Below are 17793 nucleotides of genomic sequence, written 5' to 3' on the forward strand. Positions count from 1 at the left end.
GCTTCGTCATCTGACTCGCCGTGGTTGTCCGAGCGCAGCGCGCCAGCGCAAAGCGAGTTCCACGGCGCACCCCGCAAACGCCCCGCCGGAGGTTTGCCCCGCAGGGGTCGCAGACTGCAGGGTCGCCTTTCTTTTGGGTACTTTTCTTTGGCGAAACAAAGAACAAGTACCTCGCCCGCCGGGGCGAGACCCGGCCCCCCGCCCTCAGCACAAGCACAACAGCAACAGCAACAGCAACAACCTACCGCAAACTCACCCGGACATCACCGCCCGCCAAATCTCCCCCGCGTGCGACACCCCGAACAACACCAAGCCAATCAACCCGCCCACCACCGTCCCATTGATCCGGATGTACTGCAGGTCCTTGCCGATGTTCAGCTCAATAAGCTCTGACAGCTCCTGCGCATCCCAGCGCTGCACCGTGTCCTGTATGTGTTGCGCAGCAAACTGGGCCACGTCGGGCGCTAACCCCTGCACCCAACTTTCCAGCCGCTGGTTGAGCGACTGGCGCAGCGCTGCATCGCCCGCCAGCGAGCGGCCCAGCCATGCGCCCATGGCGTGCACGTTGCGCGCCACGGCCGAGTGCTCGTCGGCCAGGTCGCTCTGCAATGCTGCGCGCATCCCTTGCCACAAGTCCTGCACATAGCGGCCCAGGGTGGCATTGGTCTGCAGATAGCGCCGAATCTCCTCGCCCTTGCGTGCCCAGTCCGGGTCGGTCTGCAGTCGCAGCACCATCCGCTGCACTGCCGCGTCGAACTGTTCGCGCAACTGGTGCTGCGGGTTCTGCGCCACGTCGGCCAGCAGGGCTTCCAGGGCATTGGCGATCATGGCCGAACCCTTGTCGCCCAGCCAGTCGGTGGGCAGCATTTTTTCCTTGAGCGGGTGCTCTTTCTTGAGCCATTGCACGATGGTGGTGGCAATCAGGTGGCGCGTGTCTTCCTCCTGCAGCACCACGATCAGCCGGCCCAGCGCATCATCGAGCAGCGCCTGGTGGCGCCCGTTGTGGGTGAGCGCCCCCAGCACCGTGGCCAGGGTGCCCGACAAATCCACCCGCCCGATGAGGGCGCGCGCTGCCTTGCGGATGAACCGCTCCATCTGCGCATCCTGCACGGTATCCAGGGCGGCACTGAGCAACCGCGCCGCCTGCTGGCCCAGCAGACCAGCGTTGCCTGCATCGCCCAGCCACTGGGCCAGCCGCAAGGCAGGGTCGTGACGCCGCAGCAGCGCCACCAGCGACGGCGGGTCGAGAAACCGGTCGCGCACAAAGGCGGCCAGGTTCACGCCAATGCGATCTTTGTTGCGGGGAATGACGGCCGTGTGCGGTATTGGCAGCCCCAGCGGGCGTCGAAACAGCGCCACCACGGCAAACCAGTCTGCCAGGGCGCCCACCATGGCGGCCTCGGCCATGGCTTTCACACAGTCGAGCAGCAAGCCGCGTTCGACCAGGCTGGTGCCGATGAACACCGCGGTCACCAGCAACAGCAGGCCCAGGGCCTGCCGCTTGGCGGCGCGCAGGGACTGGTGCGCGGGGCTCTGGTTAGCGTTCTGCATGATCAACCATGCGGGGCGCGCGCCGCAGCACAGACTGCGCCGCCCGGCCAGCCTTGGGGGTCATCAGGACTCGGCCGCAATCTGGTCCAGTGCCCTGGAAAGATGGCCCACCGTGCGCTCCACGTTGTGCCATTTTTCCAGCCCGAAGAGGCCGATGCGAAAGCTCTTGAACTCCGGCCCCTCGTCGCACTGCAGCGGCACGCCCGAGGCCGTCTGCAGGCCCACGGCGGCAAACTTGCTGGCGTTCTGGATGCCGGGGTCGGTGGTGTAGCTCACCACCACGCCAGGCGCCTTGAAGCCCTCGGCCGCCACGCTGGCAAAACCGCGCGATTCCAGCAGCGCACGCACCTTGGCGCCCAGTTCGATCTGCTCCTCGCGCACCTTGGCAAAGCCGTATTCGCGGGTTTCCTGCATCACGTCGCGCAGGCGCACCAGCGCGTCGGTGGGCATGGTGGTGTGGTAGGCGTGCTGGCCTTTTTCGTAGCCCTCGGCGATCTGCATCCACTTCTTCAGGTCACACGAGAAGCTGCTGCTCGTAGTGCCATCAATCGCCTGGCGCGCGCGCTCGGACAGCATCACCATGGCGCAACAGGGCGAGCCACTCCAGCCTTTTTGCGGGGCGGAAATCAGCACGTCCACGCCGGTGGCCTGCATGTCCACCCACATGGCGCCCGAGGCCACGCAATCGAGCACGAAGAGCGCACCCACTTCGTGCGCGGCAGCCGTCAGCGTGCGCAGGTAGTCGTCGGAAAGGATGATGCCGCTGGCCGTCTCGACGTGGGGCGCAAACACCACCTTGGGTTTTTCGGCGCGGATGGTAGCGGCCACTTCCTCGGCGGGGCACGGCGCCCAGGGTGCCTGCGGGCCGCTGCCCTGCTGGCGCGCCTTGCACACCACGGCCCCGCCGCCCAGGCCTTTGTCGGCATCAAAAATCTGGCTCCAGCGGTAGCTGAACCAGCCGTTGCGCACGATCAGCACTTTTTGCTGGTTGGCAAACTGGCGCGCCACGGCCTCCATGCCGAACGTGCCGCTGCCGGGCACCAGCACGGCGGTATGGGCGTGGTACACCTCCTTGAGCGTGGCCAGGATGTCCTGCATGACGCCGGTGAAGCGCTTGGACATGTGGTTGAGCGCACGGTCGGTGTAGACCACCGAGAATTCGAGCAGGCCATCGGGGTCGATATCGGGCAGCAATCCGGGCATGAAAAGATCTCCAGTGACGGGGTGTGATGGCTGCAATCCGCCCTCGGGCGGCAAGCCATAAACTGAGCGAATCAGCTTAGCACGGGCGGCTTGCCAGACCCACCTGGTTGCGGCGCTGGAATGCGCGCAGCACGCCACAGCGGCAGGCTGTTGCGCAACGCTTGCACGAGTGGATCAGGCCGCCGGATAGGTTCGCCCGCCAAAGATGCCCGTACCCACACGCACCAGGGTGCTGCCCGCCTGGATGGCGGCCTCCAGATCCGCGGTCATGCCCATGGACAGGGTGTCGAAGTGTTCGAGCCCGGGTTCTCCCAGGGCGGCTGTCTGGTCAAAAAGCCTTTTGGCGCCTTGGTGCAGTGCCAGTTGCGTTTCGAAATCAGGCGCGTGGTCTGGAATGCTCATCAATCCACGCACCCGCAAACGTGGCAGTTTTGCAACAGCGCGCACCAGCTCCAGCGTGTCTGCCGGTGCCACACCGGACTTGGTGGGGCCGCCATCCATATTCACCTGAATACACACCTGCAAGGGCGGCAGGCGATCGGGCCGCTGGGCCGCCAGGCGCTCGGCGGTCTTGAGCCGGTCTACGGTGTGCGCCCAGTCAAAGTGCTCGGCCACCAGGCGCGTCTTGTTGCTCTGGATGGGGCCAATGCAGTGCCACTGCAGCGCGGGAACGAATGCGCCCCCCACCGCGGCGATCTTTTCTACCCCCTCCTGGATGTAATTTTCACCAAACGCACGCTGGCCGGCAGCGGCTGCCTGCAGCACCGCCTCGGCACCAAAAGTTTTGGAAACGGCCAGCAGCGAAACACTGGCGGGATCCCGGCCCGCCGCTGCACAGGCGTGCGCAATGCGCCCCAGAACCTGTTGGAGGTTGTTGGCAATCGTGGTCATAATGAACAATAAGCGTATCAAACGATAGAGGGAACCCGTGGACATTACCCAACTGCTTGCATTCAGCGTCAAGAACAAAGCTTCCGACCTGCATTTGTCCTCGGGTTTGCCGCCCATGATCCGGGTCCACGGGGACGTGCGGCGCATCAATGTGGACGCGCTCGACCACAAGACCGTGCACGCCATGGTGTACGACATCATGAGCGACTCGCAGCGCAAGACGTATGAAGAGTTTCTGGAGGTCGACTTTTCGTTTGAAATCGAAGGCCTTGCACGCTTTCGCGTCAACGCGTTCAACCAGAACCGCGGCGCGGCGGCGGTGTTCCGGACCATTCCGAGCAAAATCCTCACGCTGGAGCAGCTCAACGCGCCCAAGATCTTTGGCGACCTGGCATTGAAGCCACGCGGTCTGGTGCTGGTGACCGGCCCCACGGGCTCGGGCAAATCCACCACGCTGGCGGCCATGGTCAACTATCTCAACGAAACCGAGTACGGCCACATCCTCACGGTGGAAGATCCGATCGAGTTCGTGCACGAGTCCAAAAAGTGCCTGATCAACCAGCGCGAAGTGGGGCCCATGACGCTGTCGTTCGCGGCCGCGCTCAAATCGGCGCTGCGCGAAGACCCGGACGCCATTCTGGTGGGTGAAATGCGCGACCTCGAGACCATTCGCCTGGCCATGACGGCCGCAGAAACGGGTCACTTGGTCTTTGGCACGCTGCACACGTCCAGCGCCGCCAAGACCATCGACCGGATCATCGACGTGTTCCCGGCCGAAGAAAAGGAAATGGTGCGTGCCATGCTGTCGGAATCGCTGCAGGCCGTCATCTCGCAGACGCTGTGCAAGCTGAAAGACGGCTCGGGCCGCGTAGCCGCGCACGAGATCATGCTGGGCACCAGCGCCATCCGCAACCTGATCCGCGAGGCCAAGGTGGCGCAGATGTACTCCACCATCCAGACCAGTAACAGCGTGGGCATGCAGACGCTCGACCAGAACCTGACCGATCTGGTGCGGCGCAACATCATCAGCCCCGCCGAGGCCCGCAGCAAGGCCAAGATCCCCGAGAACTTCCCGGGTTGATCGCACGCTGCGGCCAACACCACCCTTCTGACACAGCGACGGCGCTTGCCGCGCATTGGAGAAATCAATGAAAGGCATTCTCAGCCTTCTGCGCCGCAACACCCGTGCAGGCAAGCCTACGGAGGACCACACCGACTCCGTGCTGTTCTCCACAGCGTTTGCTGGCCAGGGTGTTGACGCATCCATGCTCGTACCGTGGGAGGCCCGCGCCGTGGAAGTGGGTGCCAAGCGCCTGCCCATCAGTCGAGGCGGCAAGCTGCTGCAGGCGTTGTGGGCCAAGGACAAGTACATGGTCCACCTCGACAAGGACGCGGTGGAGCGCATGGAGCGCTTCTTTGAATTTGCAGCCATCCCTGCCAACCGCGACGTCATCCGGCAAGATGAATACGGCAACTTCATGGTGGTGTTGCTCACCGGCACCATCGCGGTGGACCGTGTTCAGCCCTGGGGCGAGCAATTGCGCCTGGCCGAGACACGGCCAGGTGACATCCTGGGCGAGATGTCGCTGCTGGACAGCGGCATCCGTTTTTCAGCCTGCACCACCCTTACCGACTGCGAAATCGCCGTGCTGAGCGCCGAGGCCATGGACGACATGATGACCAAGGACCCGCAATTGGCCGCCAGCCTGATTGCATTGCTGGCGCGCAAGCTGTCGCTGCGCCTGCGGGTGGTGAGCGCCCGGCTGAGCGACAACCAGAAATGACCCCTGTCCTGCAGACAAAGCCCCCCCGGAAGGATCTCTGATGGAACGCGATCAGGCCAGTAAATTCATCAACGACTTGCTCAAACTGATGGTGAGCCGCAATGGCAGCGACTTGTTCATCACGGCAGAATTTCCACCGGCCATCAAGGTCGATGGAAAGGTCACCAAGGTGTCGCCCCAGCCACTGACTGGCACCCACACCCTCACGCTGGCGCGCGCTGTCATGAGCGACAAGCAGGTGGCCGACTTCGAGCGCACCAAGGAATGCAACTTCGCCATCTCGCCCGCCGGCATTGGCCGCTTTCGCGTGAACGCTTTCATTCAGCAGGGCAAGGTCGGCATGGTGCTGCGGACCATTCCGCTCACGCTGCCGACCATTGACGGTCTGGGTGTGCCTCAGGTCCTCAAGGAAGTGACCATGACCAAGCGCGGCCTGTGCATCCTGGTGGGTGCTACGGGTTCGGGCAAGTCGACCACGCTGGCCGCCATGGTGGACTGGCGCAATGAGAACTCGTTCGGCCACATCATCACCGTGGAAGACCCGGTGGAATTTGTGCACCCGCACAAGAACTGCGTGGTGACACAGCGCGAGGTGGGCCTGGACACCGATAGCTGGGAAGCCGCCCTCAAGAACACGCTGCGCCAGGCACCCGACGTGATCCTGATGGGCGAAATCCGCGACCGCGAAACCATGGAACACGCCGTGGCGTTTGCCGAAACCGGCCATCTGTGCCTGGCCACACTGCACGCCAACAGCGCCAACCAGGCGCTGGACCGGATCATCAACTTCTTCCCCGAAGAGCGCCGCGCCCAGTTGCTGATGGACCTTTCGCTGAATCTGCGCGCCATGGTGTCACAGCGGCTCATCCCCAAGCAGGACGGCAAGGGCCGGGCTGCGGCGGTGGAAATCATGCTCAACACCCCTCTGATTGCCGACCTGATCTTCAAGGGCGAAGTCGCCGAGATCAAGGAGGTCATGAAAAAGAGCCGCAATCTGGGCATGCAGACCTTCGACCAGGCACTGTTTGATGCCTACGAGGCCAACGTGATCAGCTACGAAGATGCGCTGCGCAACGCCGACTCGCTCAACGACCTGCGCCTGCAGATCAAGCTCAACAGCCAGCGTGCCAAATCGCCCGACCTGGCTTCGGGCACCGAACATTTCGCGATTGTCTAGCCTCGGTCTGCCACCCGCATTTATCTGCTTTTCCTCACCGCTTGAAGCCCGCCCCCTTGGGCGGGTTTTCTTTTTTTCCAACCCACTTTTCATTCATCGCGATGCCAAGCACCAACCCCCGCAACTACGACGCAACCCCTTCGCGCAAGGTGGCCTTTTTGGGCTTGGGCGTGATGGGCTACCCCATGGCCGGCCACCTCGCGCTGGCGGGCCATGAGGTCACGGCGTACAACCGCACCACTACAAAATCAATAGCGTGGTGCGCAGAGTACGCAAGCACCAAAGCCCCAAAACATGCCACAACGCCGCGCGAGGCCGCAGTGGGTGCGGACATCGTGTTCTGTTGCGTTGGCAACGACGACGACCTGCGTTCGGTGACGCTGGGCGCTGACGGCGCATTTGCCGGCATGCAGCCGGGCGCGATCTTTGTGGACCACACCACGGCCTCGGCCGAAGTGGCGCGGGAGCTGTATGCCGCCGCGCGCACCTTGGGATTGCACTTTGTCGATGCCCCGGTCTCCGGGGGCCAGGCGGGGGCGCAAAACGGCCAACTGACGGTGATGTGTGGCGGAGACCAGGCCGCGTTTGACGCAGCCCAGCCGGTGGCGATGGCATTCTCGCGGGCGTTCACGCTTCTGGGTGCCAGTGGCTCGGGCCAGCTGGCCAAGATGGTCAATCAGATCTGCATCGCGGGGCTGGTGCAGGGCTTGTCCGAGGCGGTGGCCTTTGGCCAGAATGCCGGGCTGGACATGAAGCAGGTGCTGGACGTGATCGGCAAGGGCGCAGCGCAGAGCTGGCAGCTGGACAACCGCGGCAAGACCATGGTGGACGGCAAGTTCGACTTCGGCTTTGCCGTGGACTGGATGCGCAAGGACCTGAGCCTGGTGCTGGACGAAGCCCGGCGCAACGGCTCGCGCGTGCCGGTGACCGCACTGGTGGACCAGTTTTATGCCGATGTGCAGAAGATGGGCGGCAACCGCTGGGACACGTCCAGCCTGATCAAGCGCCTGACCTGACGTGACGCCGGATGCGGGCGGCACAGGCGCCTTGCAGGCCCCTGCAAGTCTGCGATCGGCCAGAAAGCTGCGCAAAGCCGCGCCGTAATCGCCGGACTGCGATTCAGAACCCGGCCGTCAAACAGGCATCAGTTGCCCTGCGACGATGGGCTGTCAGTGGTCACGGTCGGGGGCGGCTGCGTGCTGGCGCGGCGCAGGTCGTCTTCGGTGATCATCTCGAACACCCGCACCACCTTGCTCACGCCCCCCACGCCGCGCGCGATTTCGGTGGCCCGCGTGGCCTCGCGGGGGGTTACCAGTCCCATCAGGTAGACCACGTTGCGTTCGGTCACCACCTTGTAGGCGCTGGCAAAAACGTCCTTGGCATCCACGAAACTCGCCCGCACCTTGCCGGTGATCAGGACATCATTCGAACGCTGGCCCAGTGAGGTGCTGGGCATCACGGCCAGATCGTTCACCACCGAGCGCACATTGTTCACCCCCGCCACGATCTGGTCGACGGTGGCACGGTCCTGCGCCGTGGGCACCTCGCCGGTCAGCAAGACCTGGCGGTTGAAGCTGGTGACGTTGACATGGGCACGATCACCCAGCGTTTCCCGGATGCGGTTGACCGCGCGCAATTCGATCCCTTCGTCTTCCACCTGGGTGCCGGTGGTGCGGCGGTCCGTGGCCATCATGCCGCCCATCACCGCTCCTCCAACAACCAGAGGGGCGCAAGCAGACAGGCCTGCGGCAAGCGCAGCGGCAGCCAGCAGGGTGCAGGCGGTACGGTTCATGGTCAGCTTCATTGCGGTATTTCCTGTTCTCCAAGTAACTGGGCATCCACGCCATCGCACAGGCAGTGCAACACCAGCGCATGGACCTCGCGCACCCGCGCGGCGCGGTCGTGCGGCACGCTGATCAGCACATCGGTCTCGCGCACCAGTGCGGCCAGCTTGCCGCCGGTGCGACCGCTGAGGATCACCACCGTCATGTCGCGCTCGTGGGCGGCCTCGGTGGCAGCGATCACGTTGGCATCATTGCCCGTGACGGACAGTGCCAGCAACACATCTCCCGCCTGGCCGAGTGCGCGCACCTGGCGGGCAAACTGCTGGGCCCCGTCGCTGCCGCCCCCGGCCAGCGTGAGCAGGGTGCTGTCAGAAGTCAGGGCCACTGCAGCCAGTTCAGGCCGGTCGCGCTCAAACCCCGCAACACAGAAGGCTGCAAACTGCTGCGCCTCGGCGGCCGAAGGCCCGTTGCCGCAGGCCAGCACTTTGCCGCCACTGGTCACGCAGGCCAGAATGGCCTGCACGGCTGCAGCGATGGGCGCGCTGAGGGCTTGCGCGGCCTGGTATTTCAGGTCGGCGCTGTCGATAAAGTGCTGTTGAATGCGTTGCTCTAGCATGGAGGCCCGATGATACCCGCGGGTTGTTATAGGTTTTGTAGCAAACCGTAGTCACCAGCGTGGTGTGCAGGCCTTTTGGGCGCTGCGCTTATTGGGCGTCGAAGGCAGCCTTGAGCCATTGCACCGAATCCTGCACCAGCACCACGTCGAAGCGGCACGGCGGCGGCACCGACATACGCAGCAGGTAATGGCGCGCCGCAAACACGATGCGCCGCTGCTTGATGGCGCCAATGCTGGCACCCGCACCTCCGAAGGCATTGCTGGCACGGCTGCGCACCTCAACAAACACCAGCGTGCCGTCACGATCGCGCATCACCAGATCAATCTCGCCCCCACCGCGCCCGGGCGTCCGATAATTGCGCTCCAGCAACTTCAGGCCCGCAGCCTGCAAAAAGGCCAACGCCTGGTCTTCGGCCGCATTGCCCCGCTGCCGCGTGGTGCTGCTACCTGCGGCGTCAGGCGCAGGCGGGCGGGTATGGGCTGGCTTTTTTCCAAGGAAATTCATTGAGCGCATCTTTCGCATCTGCCTTGAACGCCGCACGCGATGCGGCGGCTGCACAGCATTATCCGCAGGGTGCGCTGTATGTCGTGGCCACGCCCATCGGCAACCTGGCCGACATCACCCTGCGCGCGCTGCATGTGCTACAGCTGGCCGACGCCATTGCCTGCGAGGACACGCGCCACACCCAGGCGCTGCTGCGCGCCTATGGCATCGACAAGACCAGCGCGCAACTGCTGGCTGTGCACCAGCACAACGAGGCCGAAGCCGCGCTGGCAGTGGTGCAGCGGCTGCAGCAGGGCCTGCGCGTGGCCTATGTCAGTGATGCGGGCACGCCCGGGGTCAGCGACCCCGGCGCGCGCCTGGTGGCTGCAGTGCACTCGGCTGGCCTGCGTGCCCTGCCGCTGCCCGGTGCCAGCAGCATCACCACGGCCCTGAGCGTGGCGGGCGCCGTGGCGCACAGCACGCAAAGCAGTGGCTTTCTATTTGCGGGTTTTTTGCCGGTGAAGAACGCCGAGCGGGCCACTGCCGTGCAGCAACTCGCCAGCGAGCCCCGCTGCGTTGTGCTGCTGGAGGCCCCCCACCGCATTGACGAGCTGACCCAGGCGCTGGCGGTGCTGGGCGATCGCCCAGTGACGCTGGCACGCGAACTCACCAAGCAATTCGAAGAAATCGCCACCCACCCAGCCCGCGAGTTGACGGCCTGGCTGCAAGGCTCACCCCAGCGGTCCCGCGGTGAATTTGTGGTGCTGCTGCACCCCACGGCACCTGCCGCAGACGACGGCGACAGCCTGCGCGTGCTGCGCCTGTTGCTGCAGGAGCTGCCCCTGAAGACGGCCGTGCGCCTGGCTGCCGAAGTGACGGGCGCATCGCGCAACAGCCTGTATGACATCGCACTGGAATGGAAGCGCAGCGCCCCGGATGCCGGGAATGCGTAGCCTGCGCCTGTTTTTACATCAAATTGCCCCGCAGCCCTTTATAGACAAGCGCACACAGCTATTGTATTAATAGCATTTAACCACCCTGCATCCCTCTGATGGGTCTGCAAAACCGCCTGTGGTTAGGGCGCTGCCACCGCCAGCCCCGCCGCGACACCCCCAAACAGATCGCCCTCCACCTGCGGGGTATCAGGGAACGCCATACGCAGCGCGTCACGCAGCGGGCGCAGTGCCGATGATCCACCGGTGAGGTAGATGGCCTGCAAGTCCCGAGGCACCAGCCCGGCCTGCTGCACGCATTCGGTGGCGCAGGCCACCACCTGCTGCAAAGGCGCGGCAAGGTGGCGGGCCAGGCCTTCAGAAGTGATGAGTGCCCCCAGCCCCGGCTCGACCCAGTCCAGCACCATCGGGGTATCCACCGCATCCACGGAAGCCGCGATCTTGGCCTGCTCCACCGTGTTGGCAAGGCGGTGCCCCAGGCGCTGATTGAGTACCGCCATCAGGCGGTCGTGCAGCACCGGCTGCGCATAATCGGGCCGCAGAGCCTGTGCATCGCGCAGCGCCCGTGGCGCATAAAGCCACTGAATCAGGTGCCAGGTCGCAAGGTCAAAAAATACCCGGCTGGGCACCTCGCGCCCAGAAGGCCCGGTGTGACCCAAGCCCAGCAATGGCATCAGCAGCGCCAGGCTGAGGCGCCGGTCGAAATCGGTACCCCCGACATGCACGCCAGTGGTGGCCAGAATGTCGCTGGCGCGGTCGGTGCGGGCCCTGCGGTCGGGCCCCAGGCGCACCACGGTGAAATCAGAGGTGCCGCCGCCAATGTCCACCACCAGCACCAGCGATGCGCGCTCGATGCGCTGTTCGTAATCCAGCGCTGCGGCAATGGGCTCCAGCTGGAACGAAATGTTCACAAACCCCGCATCCCGCGCCGCCTGTCGCAAGGCATCTTCGGCCTGCTGGTCGCGTACGGCGTCACCATCCACAAAATGCACGGGCCGCCCCAGCAGCACCCGGCCCGGCATGCCGCCCAGCGTTTCGCGCGCCGTTTGGGCCAACATGCGCAAGAACAGGCTGATGATGTCCTGGTAGCTCACCAGCGCGTTGTGCACCGCCGTCTTGTCGTGCAGCAGCGAACTGCCCAGCAGGCTCTTGAGCGAACGCATCAGGCGCCCTTCGGTGCCCGACAGATACTGCGCAACTGCATCGCGCCCGTAGTGCGTGCGATGGTCTTCGGCATTGAAGAACAGCGCCGTCGGCAAGGTGTTGTTCTCGCCCTCCAGGCGCAACATGCGCGCAGGTGAATCCCCCTGGCGCACCGCCACCGCCGAGTTGGAAGTGCCAAAGTCAATGCCCAGGGTTGTGTCCGTCAAAAATGCCATCGTGAAAAATATGGAGAGAAATGCCCGAAACCAGGCGCGGCTCCAAAAGATGCGGACTTGTGCCAACGGGTGACATTGCCGCCCAAGGGCCAGGGCGATGCAGAAAGGCGCGGGAATGAGCCGCACCTCAAGGCCTGCAGTGAGGAAAAGCCAATAGAAAAAGCCCCTGACTTTTACAAATCAAGGGCTTTTAGGTTTGGTGGCCTGGGGCGGAATCGAACCACCGACACAAGGATTTTCAATCCTCTGCTCTACCGACTGAGCTACCGGGCCTAAGCCTCAGATTATAAACCAGAAATTGACGCGATAAAAACAGCAACCCAAAGATTAATTGCGTTTTCCGCGGCCAAGGTCCACGCCCAGTTGGCGCAGCTTGCGGTACAGGTGGGTGCGTTCCAGCCCGGTTTTTTCTGCAACGCGGGTCATCGAGCCGCCTTCACGCGCGAGATGGAATTCAAAGTAGGCTTTTTCAAAGCCGTCGCGGGCTTCACGCAAGGGGCGATCCAGATCGAACCCTTGGTGCGCGTGAGGGCCGACCTCGCCCACCATGGCGGTGGTGATGATCGGTGCGGGCACGAAGCCGCCATCCACAGGCCCTGCAGCGGTGGGCTGGTGGGCGACCACGGGGGCTTGTTGCACGGCAGTACGTGCCAGCCCCTGTTCCACGGCCTTGAGCAGTTTTTGCAGGGTGATGGGTTTTTCAAGAAACGAGAATGCGCCAATCCGGGTGGCTTCGACGGCGGTGTCTATCGTGGCGTGCCCGCTCATCATGATGACGGGCATAGTGAGCACCCCGGCTGAGGCCCATTCCTTGAGCAGCGATACGCCGTCTGTGTCTGGCATCCAGATGTCCAGCAACACCAGGTCATACATCCCGGCGGCACGCGCCGCGCGCGCCTGCGTCGCGTTCTCCGCGAGGTCGACACTGTGGCCCTCGTCGTTCAGAATTTCCGACAAGAGGTCACGAATGCCGAGTTCGTCATCAACCACCAGAATGTTTGCCATGTGTATGAAACGCCTTGGATGCGGCAGTGGGTGTTGTTATGACGCCACCGATGGGTAAGTGGCGAATGATAACGACACTTGCGCCCCCCGCACCACGCCGTCGTCAAGCCGATTCGACAACTCGATACGCGCACCATGCTCATCGGCGATCTTTTTCACTACGGCCAGACCCAATCCGGTACCTCGGGGTTTGGTGGTGACATACGGTTCAAACGCGCGCTGGAGGATGTGCGCGGGAAAGCCCGGGCCACTGTCACTCACGGTGAGGCGGACGCGGCGCGTCGATTCGCTCCAGCGTGTCGTGATGCGCACGGGCGGCAATGCGGGCCCCTCCCCACGCGCCTGTTCGGTGGCGTCCTGGGCGTTTTGCAGCAGGTTGTGCACGACCTGGCGCAGTTGCTGGGCGTCGCCTGCAATTGGCGGGCACCGCGCGTCCAGCTCGGATTCCACGGGCACGGTGGCGTTTTCTGCGCCATACAGATACAGCACATCTGTCACCAGCGTGTTCAGGTCCAGCGCCTGCAGTTCGGCAGCGGGCAAGCGTGCGTAGTCACGAAACTCGTTGACGAGCCGCTTCATCGCGTCCACCTGCTCGACGATGGTTTTGACCGACTTGGTGAGGATGGCCTGCTCGGGGGCAGGTAGCTTGCCCGTGAGCTTCATTTCAAGACGCTCGGCGGACAGTTGCACAGGCGTGAGGGGGTTCTTGATTTCATGGGCCAGGCGCCGCGCCACCTCTCCCCAGGCCTGGGCCCGTTGGGCTGAAACAATTTCAGAAATGTCGTCAAAAACCAACAGGCGCGTCGCATCCGGGAGCTCTGCGCCCCGCACCACGAGGCTTGTCGCATGGTGCCCGGCCCCGCTGGGTGAGCCATGCAGCTCAAAGGGCTGTTGCCAATGGTCCAGCCCGTGGTGGTGGCGATCCCCCAGAAACTCGTCAAACTGCTTCTGCACCGCGGCCGCAAAATCGGCCAGACCCGGCACCGCCGCCAGTGGCTGGCCCGCATAGGCCGCCATGGGCACACGCAAAATGCGCGTGGCGCCCGGGTTGAAGGACAGGATCAGGCCCTGCGGATCCAGCACCATCACGCCTGCGGTGAGGTTGTCCAGAATGGTCTGCAGCTTGGCGCGCGCGGCATCCACCGCCCCCATGCTCTGCTCCACCGCACCCCGCGCGTCTGCAATCTGCTGCGTCATGGTGGCAAAGGATCGGGTCAATCCGTCGAGCTCATCCTTGCCCTGCAATGCGGCCTTGGGGCTCAGGTTGCCGGCGGCCACCTCCCGCACACCCTCGGCGAGCACCAACAGCGGCCGCACCAGCTGGTTGCCCAGCAACACCGCCAGCAACACCGCGCCAAACACCGCCAGAAACAGGCCCAGCGTCAATGTGCCCACATACATGCGGCGCAAACCCTCGCGGGCCAAGGCGCGCTCCTGGTATTCACGGTTGGCCTCTTGCACCGCGAGCGCGTTTGCCACCAGGGCCGGGGGCAATGGCATCGTGACCTGCAAAAACCGGGGCTCCAGCAGCAGCCCCACCCGGGGGCTGGCGACCAGCGCAAAAACCTTCACCCGGGCATTCTGCGTAGCGATCGTGTCGGTGAGGTCGTCCAGGCCTTCGATCTGGGTCAGGGTGCGTTGCTGGCGCACCATGCGCAACTGGGCCGTGCCCGGGCGCTCCGGGCTCAGGCTGAAGCGCGACTGGCCGGCACTGGCAACAGCGTTGCCTGCCGCATTCCACAAGATCACATCGCTGGCGGAAAGCTGCTCGCGGATGCGCTCCAGCACCAGTCCGGCGGCGGCGTCGGGCACCTGGGCCAGCTGCACACTGGCGGTCCGCGCCTGGGTGGCCATGTCTTCGGCCATGGAATCAAGGGACACCCGCGCAAGATTCACACCGGCCACCAGCGCCCCCTCCACCTTGACATCGAACCAGCTTTCAATGGACCGCGTGACAAACTGGTACGACACCACATAGATCAGCAGCCCGGGCAGCAGGCCAACCAGCGCAAAAATGGCGGCCAGCTTGACCAGGAGACGGCTGCCAAAGCGCCCACGCCGCAGCCGCACAACCAGGCGCACGCCCACCCACAGCAGCACCGCCAGCAGCAACACGGCCACCAGCACATTGACCCCGAGCAGCCACGCATAGTTGCGCTCGTAAAGTGCCCGGTTGTTGGTGGCCAGGGTGAGCATGAAAAGCAGCACCATTCCGATGGCCGACATGATGGCGGCCCCCACGCCCACGGTCCAGCGCACCGCACGCGATTGCCGGGCCAGGGCCTGGGCCGATCCTGGCTCGCCGACAGGTAGGCGGGGTGGCTGCCTGATCACCGCGCCACCTCGGGCACCAGCCGCTGGTTGCGGGTGACCATGAGACTCCAGCCCGCGCTGCCCACTGCGCCTATCTGCAAAGGACGGGGCAACTGCGACAGGTCCAGCCGGAACCGGAAATTCACCGTATGCACAACATCGGCATCGATTGCTTCTCCATCCGCAATCTTCCAGCGCGAAATGCGCTGCATGGAAGACAATGCATCGCGCAAGTCGTCAAAGTTCTGCCCCAGCACCACGCCCAGCCCGGTGTTGGAAAACGGAACGGGCGATGTGCTCAGACGCCAGCGCCGTGTCAGGGGCTGGTAGCTCAACCGCATATGGCGCGTGGCTGCGGCCACTTGGCGGTCTGACCAGTACCAGCGCTCACGCAGCACCTGGGCTTCCGCCACAAAAAACACGGGAATGCCCTTGTACAGCGCATCTTCGGCCAGCGCGGGCAGTGCAAGCTGCAAGGCCGCATTCAGGTACAGGCCATCATCGGCCTGCTCCAGGCCGAGGTCCACCACCTCGTTCGCCGGAGACTGCGCCTGCACATTCACTGGCCAGGCCAGCAACCACAGCCACGCCATCGCCCACAACAAGACCCAGCGAGCCATGCGGCGCTCACCCAGGGGCTTTTTGCAACAGTGCGTAAAAAAATCCGTCGTGCTCACTCGCTGCATTGTCCGGGACAGCTCGGTGATTGGTGTCATTGCCTGGGAGTAAATGCCCCGGCGAGGGCAACAACCGGGCATCGGTGTGGTGCGCAAGAAACGTTTGTACCTGCGCATCGCCTTCTGCGCGGAACACCGAACAGGTGCAATACAGCAGCCGCCCGCCCGGCCGCACCAACGGCCACAATGCCCTAAGCAGGCGCGCCTGCTGGACCGCCAGCTGCGCAATGTCGGTTTCGCGGCGCAACCAGCGCACATCGGGGTGGCGGCGAACGATGCCCGAGGCGGTGCAGGGTGCATCCAGCAAGATCGCATCAAACGGCACACCTGCACAGTGCTGCTGCCACCAGTCTTGCGGCCGCGCTGCATCAGCCACTAGCACTTGCGCGTGCAGACCGATTCGATGCAGGGTTTCATGAATGCGGGCGCTGCGCACCGAGTCCACCTCCAGTGCGGTCACCTGCATGGCGCTGGACGGGCCCGCGTATTCCAGCAGGTGTGCCGTCTTGCCTCCTGGTGCGGCGCAGGCATCCAGCACCCGCAAGGGCTGCGTGAGATCCAGCCCCTGCAGCAACAGTGGCGCGGCCAGTTGCGCCGCAGCATCCTGCACCGAAACCATCCCCTGGGCGAATCCCGGCAGCTCGGTCACCGGCAGGGGCTGCTGCAGGATCAAGCCGTGCTCACCCACCGAAGATGAATCAACATTCATAGCAGCTAGCGCTTGCTGGTATTGGGCTACAGTGCCTTTTGATGCATTAACACGCAAAATCATGGGTGCATGGGCATTGTTGGCCTGCAGGATTTGTTCCCAGTGCGTCGGGTGGTCCTTTTGCAACTTTTTTACCCACCACAGCGGGTGGTTCCAGCGCGCCACGGGGTCGGCATCCGTTGCAGCAACCAAGGCATCGCGCTCTCGCAGAAAACGGCGCAGGCACGCATTGACGAACGACGCCTGGGCGCGCGTGGCAACGCTGCGTTTGGCACCCTCTACCGCCTGGTTGACCAGGGTGAAGGGCTCGTATGGCGCCACTTCAGGTTGCCACGACAGCGCCAACGCTGCGCACAACAGGGCATCGGCGGCGGGTGGCGGTGCACGGGACACCAGCTTGCGCCGAAGCGCCTCTGCACGCCCCAGTGAGCGCAACACCTGAAACAGCAGCGCCTGCACTCCGGGCCGCAAGCCCGAATCCACGGCGGCCAATGCCGCCGTGCCCGATTGCCCGGCCCGGATGGCCTGCAGCGCCGACGCGACACCCGCTAGTTGCTGCCAAAGCGCAATCCCCACCGCTGGGCGGGGGTCTGCTCCCAACTCTGCATGTGAAGAAGCGCGGATACCGGGTGCTCCCGCAGGGGTCCCATGGCGAGGCTGTTGATGTGAACCGGCTCGTGTCATGAATTGCCTTCTCGTGCGATGGACAGCACACGCGCTGGGGTGAAACCAAAAATCCAGGCCAGCAGCATCGCAGGAAACTGTGCGATCCCGGCGTTGTAGTGGGTCACCGCATCATTGAAGATCCGTGCGGCCTGTTCGTTATGGGTGCGCAACTCGTCCCACCGCGCGCGCCAGGGCGCCATCCTGCGGTGGTTGTCATCCGCATCTGCGTCCGGCAGGAGTGTCGGCCACACCGTGTCGACGACAGCACACGCGGCCGACAGTGCCGCCACCGCATCCGCCTTTAACGGGCGAGCCCGCGCCACCGCCAGGCAAGCCGTCAATTGCGTGGTCGCACCTTGCAGAAGGCTGCGCGCATGGCGATCCGGGGTACCGGCGGTAACTTGCGCAGCGTCAAATTCGCCAAGCATGGCCAGCCATCGAACCAGGTGGGCATCCAGAGTTCCGAATGCCTGAACCACGGCGGAGCGCAACCGCACCAGGCGGTTGTAGGCGCCTACGGCCCAGAAAAGAGCGATGGCAATGACGATCCAGATGAGCGGCGATGACCACATGCGCTAACACCGACACCGCATGCGCCATG

The 17793-nt window shown here is 64.2% G+C and carries 17 protein-coding genes and 1 tRNA gene; 5 read left to right on the forward strand and 13 right to left on the reverse strand.

Translation table 11 applies throughout. The features are described 5' to 3' along the window. Positions 1-252: 252 nt before the first annotated feature. The 3 genes from B7Y64_RS15220 to B7Y64_RS15230 form a co-directional block, all read right to left on the reverse strand. Positions 253-1551 carry a DUF445 domain-containing protein gene (locus B7Y64_RS15220; protein ID WP_024813833.1) on the reverse strand — a complete coding sequence of 433 codons (1299 nt, stop codon included), beginning with the start codon at positions 1549-1551 and terminating at the stop codon, positions 253-255. 63 nt (positions 1552-1614) lie between these two features. Further along, on the reverse strand, positions 1615-2754 hold the full coding sequence (locus B7Y64_RS15225; protein WP_024813832.1) for an aminotransferase class V-fold PLP-dependent enzyme: 1140 nt from the start codon (positions 2752-2754) through the stop codon (positions 1615-1617). A gap of 174 nt (positions 2755-2928) precedes the next feature. Further along, complete coding sequence (locus B7Y64_RS15230) at positions 2929-3645, reverse strand: YggS family pyridoxal phosphate-dependent enzyme (RefSeq protein WP_291324924.1); 717 nt, start codon at positions 3643-3645, stop codon at positions 2929-2931. Between the two features lie 37 nt (positions 3646-3682). Here B7Y64_RS15230 and B7Y64_RS15235 point away from each other — a divergent pair, with 37 nt between their 5' ends. The 4 genes from B7Y64_RS15235 (at position 3683) to B7Y64_RS15250 (ending at position 7622) form a co-directional block, all read left to right on the forward strand. Further along, positions 3683-4726 carry a type IV pilus twitching motility protein PilT gene (locus tag B7Y64_RS15235; RefSeq protein WP_024813830.1) on the forward strand — a complete coding sequence of 348 codons (1044 nt, stop codon included), beginning with the start codon at positions 3683-3685 and terminating at the stop codon, positions 4724-4726. 67 nt (positions 4727-4793) lie between these two features. Then, positions 4794-5429, forward strand: a complete 636-nt coding sequence (locus tag B7Y64_RS15240; protein ID WP_024813829.1) for a cyclic nucleotide-binding domain-containing protein — start codon at positions 4794-4796, stop codon at positions 5427-5429. A gap of 40 nt (positions 5430-5469) precedes the next feature. Next, positions 5470-6606, forward strand: coding sequence for a PilT/PilU family type 4a pilus ATPase (locus B7Y64_RS15245; RefSeq protein ID WP_024813828.1), 1137 nt, complete (start codon positions 5470-5472; stop codon positions 6604-6606). 101 nt (positions 6607-6707) lie between these two features. Continuing rightward, a complete protein-coding gene (locus tag B7Y64_RS15250) occupies positions 6708-7622 on the forward strand; it encodes an NAD(P)-dependent oxidoreductase (protein WP_024813827.1) in 915 nt (304 codons plus the stop codon). Positions 7623-7750: 128 nt separating this feature from the next. Here the strand turns inward: B7Y64_RS15250 and B7Y64_RS15255 are convergent, their stop codons facing one another. From B7Y64_RS15255 to B7Y64_RS15265, 3 genes are all read right to left on the reverse strand, one after another. Continuing rightward, positions 7751-8410: a BON domain-containing protein gene (locus B7Y64_RS15255; RefSeq protein WP_024813826.1), complete on the reverse strand. Its 660-nt coding sequence runs from the start codon at positions 8408-8410 to the stop codon at positions 7751-7753. After that, positions 8407-9006 carry an SIS domain-containing protein gene (locus B7Y64_RS15260; protein ID WP_024813825.1) on the reverse strand — a complete coding sequence of 200 codons (600 nt, stop codon included), beginning with the start codon at positions 9004-9006 and terminating at the stop codon, positions 8407-8409. The genes B7Y64_RS15255 and B7Y64_RS15260 overlap by 4 nt, the downstream gene beginning before the upstream one ends. An 88-nt stretch (positions 9007-9094) precedes the next feature. Then, positions 9095-9511 carry a YraN family protein gene (locus B7Y64_RS15265; protein WP_024813824.1) on the reverse strand — a complete coding sequence of 139 codons (417 nt, stop codon included), beginning with the start codon at positions 9509-9511 and terminating at the stop codon, positions 9095-9097. Here B7Y64_RS15265 and rsmI point away from each other — a divergent pair. Further along, positions 9511-10443 (forward strand): 16S rRNA (cytidine(1402)-2'-O)-methyltransferase, encoded by a 933-nt coding sequence (gene rsmI / locus B7Y64_RS15270; RefSeq protein ID WP_291324925.1) that lies wholly within the window; start codon positions 9511-9513, stop codon positions 10441-10443. The genes B7Y64_RS15265 and rsmI overlap by 1 nt on opposite strands. Before the next feature lie 122 nt (positions 10444-10565). On the opposite strand, the gene B7Y64_RS15275 is transcribed toward rsmI, so the two are convergent. From B7Y64_RS15275 to B7Y64_RS15305, 7 genes are all read right to left on the reverse strand, one after another. Next, positions 10566-11822 carry an Hsp70 family protein gene (locus tag B7Y64_RS15275; RefSeq protein ID WP_291324926.1) on the reverse strand — a complete coding sequence of 419 codons (1257 nt, stop codon included), beginning with the start codon at positions 11820-11822 and terminating at the stop codon, positions 10566-10568. 197 nt (positions 11823-12019) lie between these two features. Beyond that, positions 12020-12095, reverse strand: a tRNA-Phe gene (locus tag B7Y64_RS15280). 54 nt (positions 12096-12149) lie between these two features. Next, complete coding sequence (locus tag B7Y64_RS15285; protein WP_024813817.1) at positions 12150-12827, reverse strand: response regulator; 678 nt, start codon at positions 12825-12827, stop codon at positions 12150-12152. 36 nt (positions 12828-12863) lie between these two features. Next, entirely contained in the window at positions 12864-15161 is a 2298-nt protein-coding gene (locus tag B7Y64_RS15290; protein WP_291324928.1) for an ATP-binding protein, read from the reverse strand. Beyond that, positions 15158-15733 (reverse strand): DUF4390 domain-containing protein, encoded by a 576-nt coding sequence (locus tag B7Y64_RS15295; protein WP_024813815.1) that lies wholly within the window; start codon positions 15731-15733, stop codon positions 15158-15160. Before B7Y64_RS15295 ends, B7Y64_RS15290 begins: the two co-directional genes overlap by 4 nt. Positions 15734-15767: 34 nt before the next feature. After that, the gene (gene rsmB, locus B7Y64_RS15300) at positions 15768-17096 is read right to left on the reverse strand and encodes a 16S rRNA (cytosine(967)-C(5))-methyltransferase RsmB (RefSeq protein WP_291324931.1); all 1329 of its coding nucleotides are present in this window, start codon (positions 17094-17096) and stop codon (positions 15768-15770) included. A 110-nt stretch (positions 17097-17206) separates the two neighbouring features. Continuing rightward, a complete protein-coding gene (locus tag B7Y64_RS15305; protein WP_291324929.1) occupies positions 17207-17764 on the reverse strand; it encodes a LemA family protein in 558 nt (185 codons plus the stop codon). Between the last annotated feature and the right edge of the window lie 29 nt (positions 17765-17793).

It is taken from the genome of Acidovorax sp. 35-64-16 (assembly GCF_002281195.1).
GTDB classification, from domain to species: Bacteria; Pseudomonadota; Gammaproteobacteria; order Burkholderiales; family Burkholderiaceae_C; genus Acidovorax; species Acidovorax defluvii.

Coding starts and splice junctions, on each gene's coding strand:
- B7Y64_RS15220 (WP_024813833.1), bottom strand. CDS start 1,551: ATGCAGAACGCTAACCAGAGCCCCGCGCACCAGTCCCTGCGCGCCGCC.
- B7Y64_RS15225 (WP_024813832.1), bottom strand. CDS start 2,754: ATGCCCGGATTGCTGCCCGATATCGACCCCGATGGCCTGCTCGAATTC.
- B7Y64_RS15230 (WP_291324924.1), bottom strand. CDS start 3,645: ATGACCACGATTGCCAACAACCTCCAACAGGTTCTGGGGCGCATTGCG.
- B7Y64_RS15240 (WP_024813829.1), top strand. CDS start 4,794: ATGAAAGGCATTCTCAGCCTTCTGCGCCGCAACACCCGTGCAGGCAAG.
- B7Y64_RS15245 (WP_024813828.1), top strand. CDS start 5,470: ATGGAACGCGATCAGGCCAGTAAATTCATCAACGACTTGCTCAAACTG.
- B7Y64_RS15250 (WP_024813827.1), top strand. CDS start 6,708: ATGCCAAGCACCAACCCCCGCAACTACGACGCAACCCCTTCGCGCAAG.
- B7Y64_RS15255 (WP_024813826.1), bottom strand. CDS start 8,410: ATGAAGCTGACCATGAACCGTACCGCCTGCACCCTGCTGGCTGCCGCT.
- B7Y64_RS15260 (WP_024813825.1), bottom strand. CDS start 9,006: ATGCTAGAGCAACGCATTCAACAGCACTTTATCGACAGCGCCGACCTG.
- B7Y64_RS15265 (WP_024813824.1), bottom strand. CDS start 9,511: ATGAATTTCCTTGGAAAAAAGCCAGCCCATACCCGCCCGCCTGCGCCT.
- B7Y64_RS15275 (WP_291324926.1), bottom strand. CDS start 11,822: ATGGCATTTTTGACGGACACAACCCTGGGCATTGACTTTGGCACTTCC.
- B7Y64_RS15285 (WP_024813817.1), bottom strand. CDS start 12,827: ATGGCAAACATTCTGGTGGTTGATGACGAACTCGGCATTCGTGACCTC.
- B7Y64_RS15295 (WP_024813815.1), bottom strand. CDS start 15,733: ATGGCGTGGCTGTGGTTGCTGGCCTGGCCAGTGAATGTGCAGGCGCAG.
- B7Y64_RS15305 (WP_291324929.1), bottom strand. CDS start 17,764: ATGTGGTCATCGCCGCTCATCTGGATCGTCATTGCCATCGCTCTTTTC.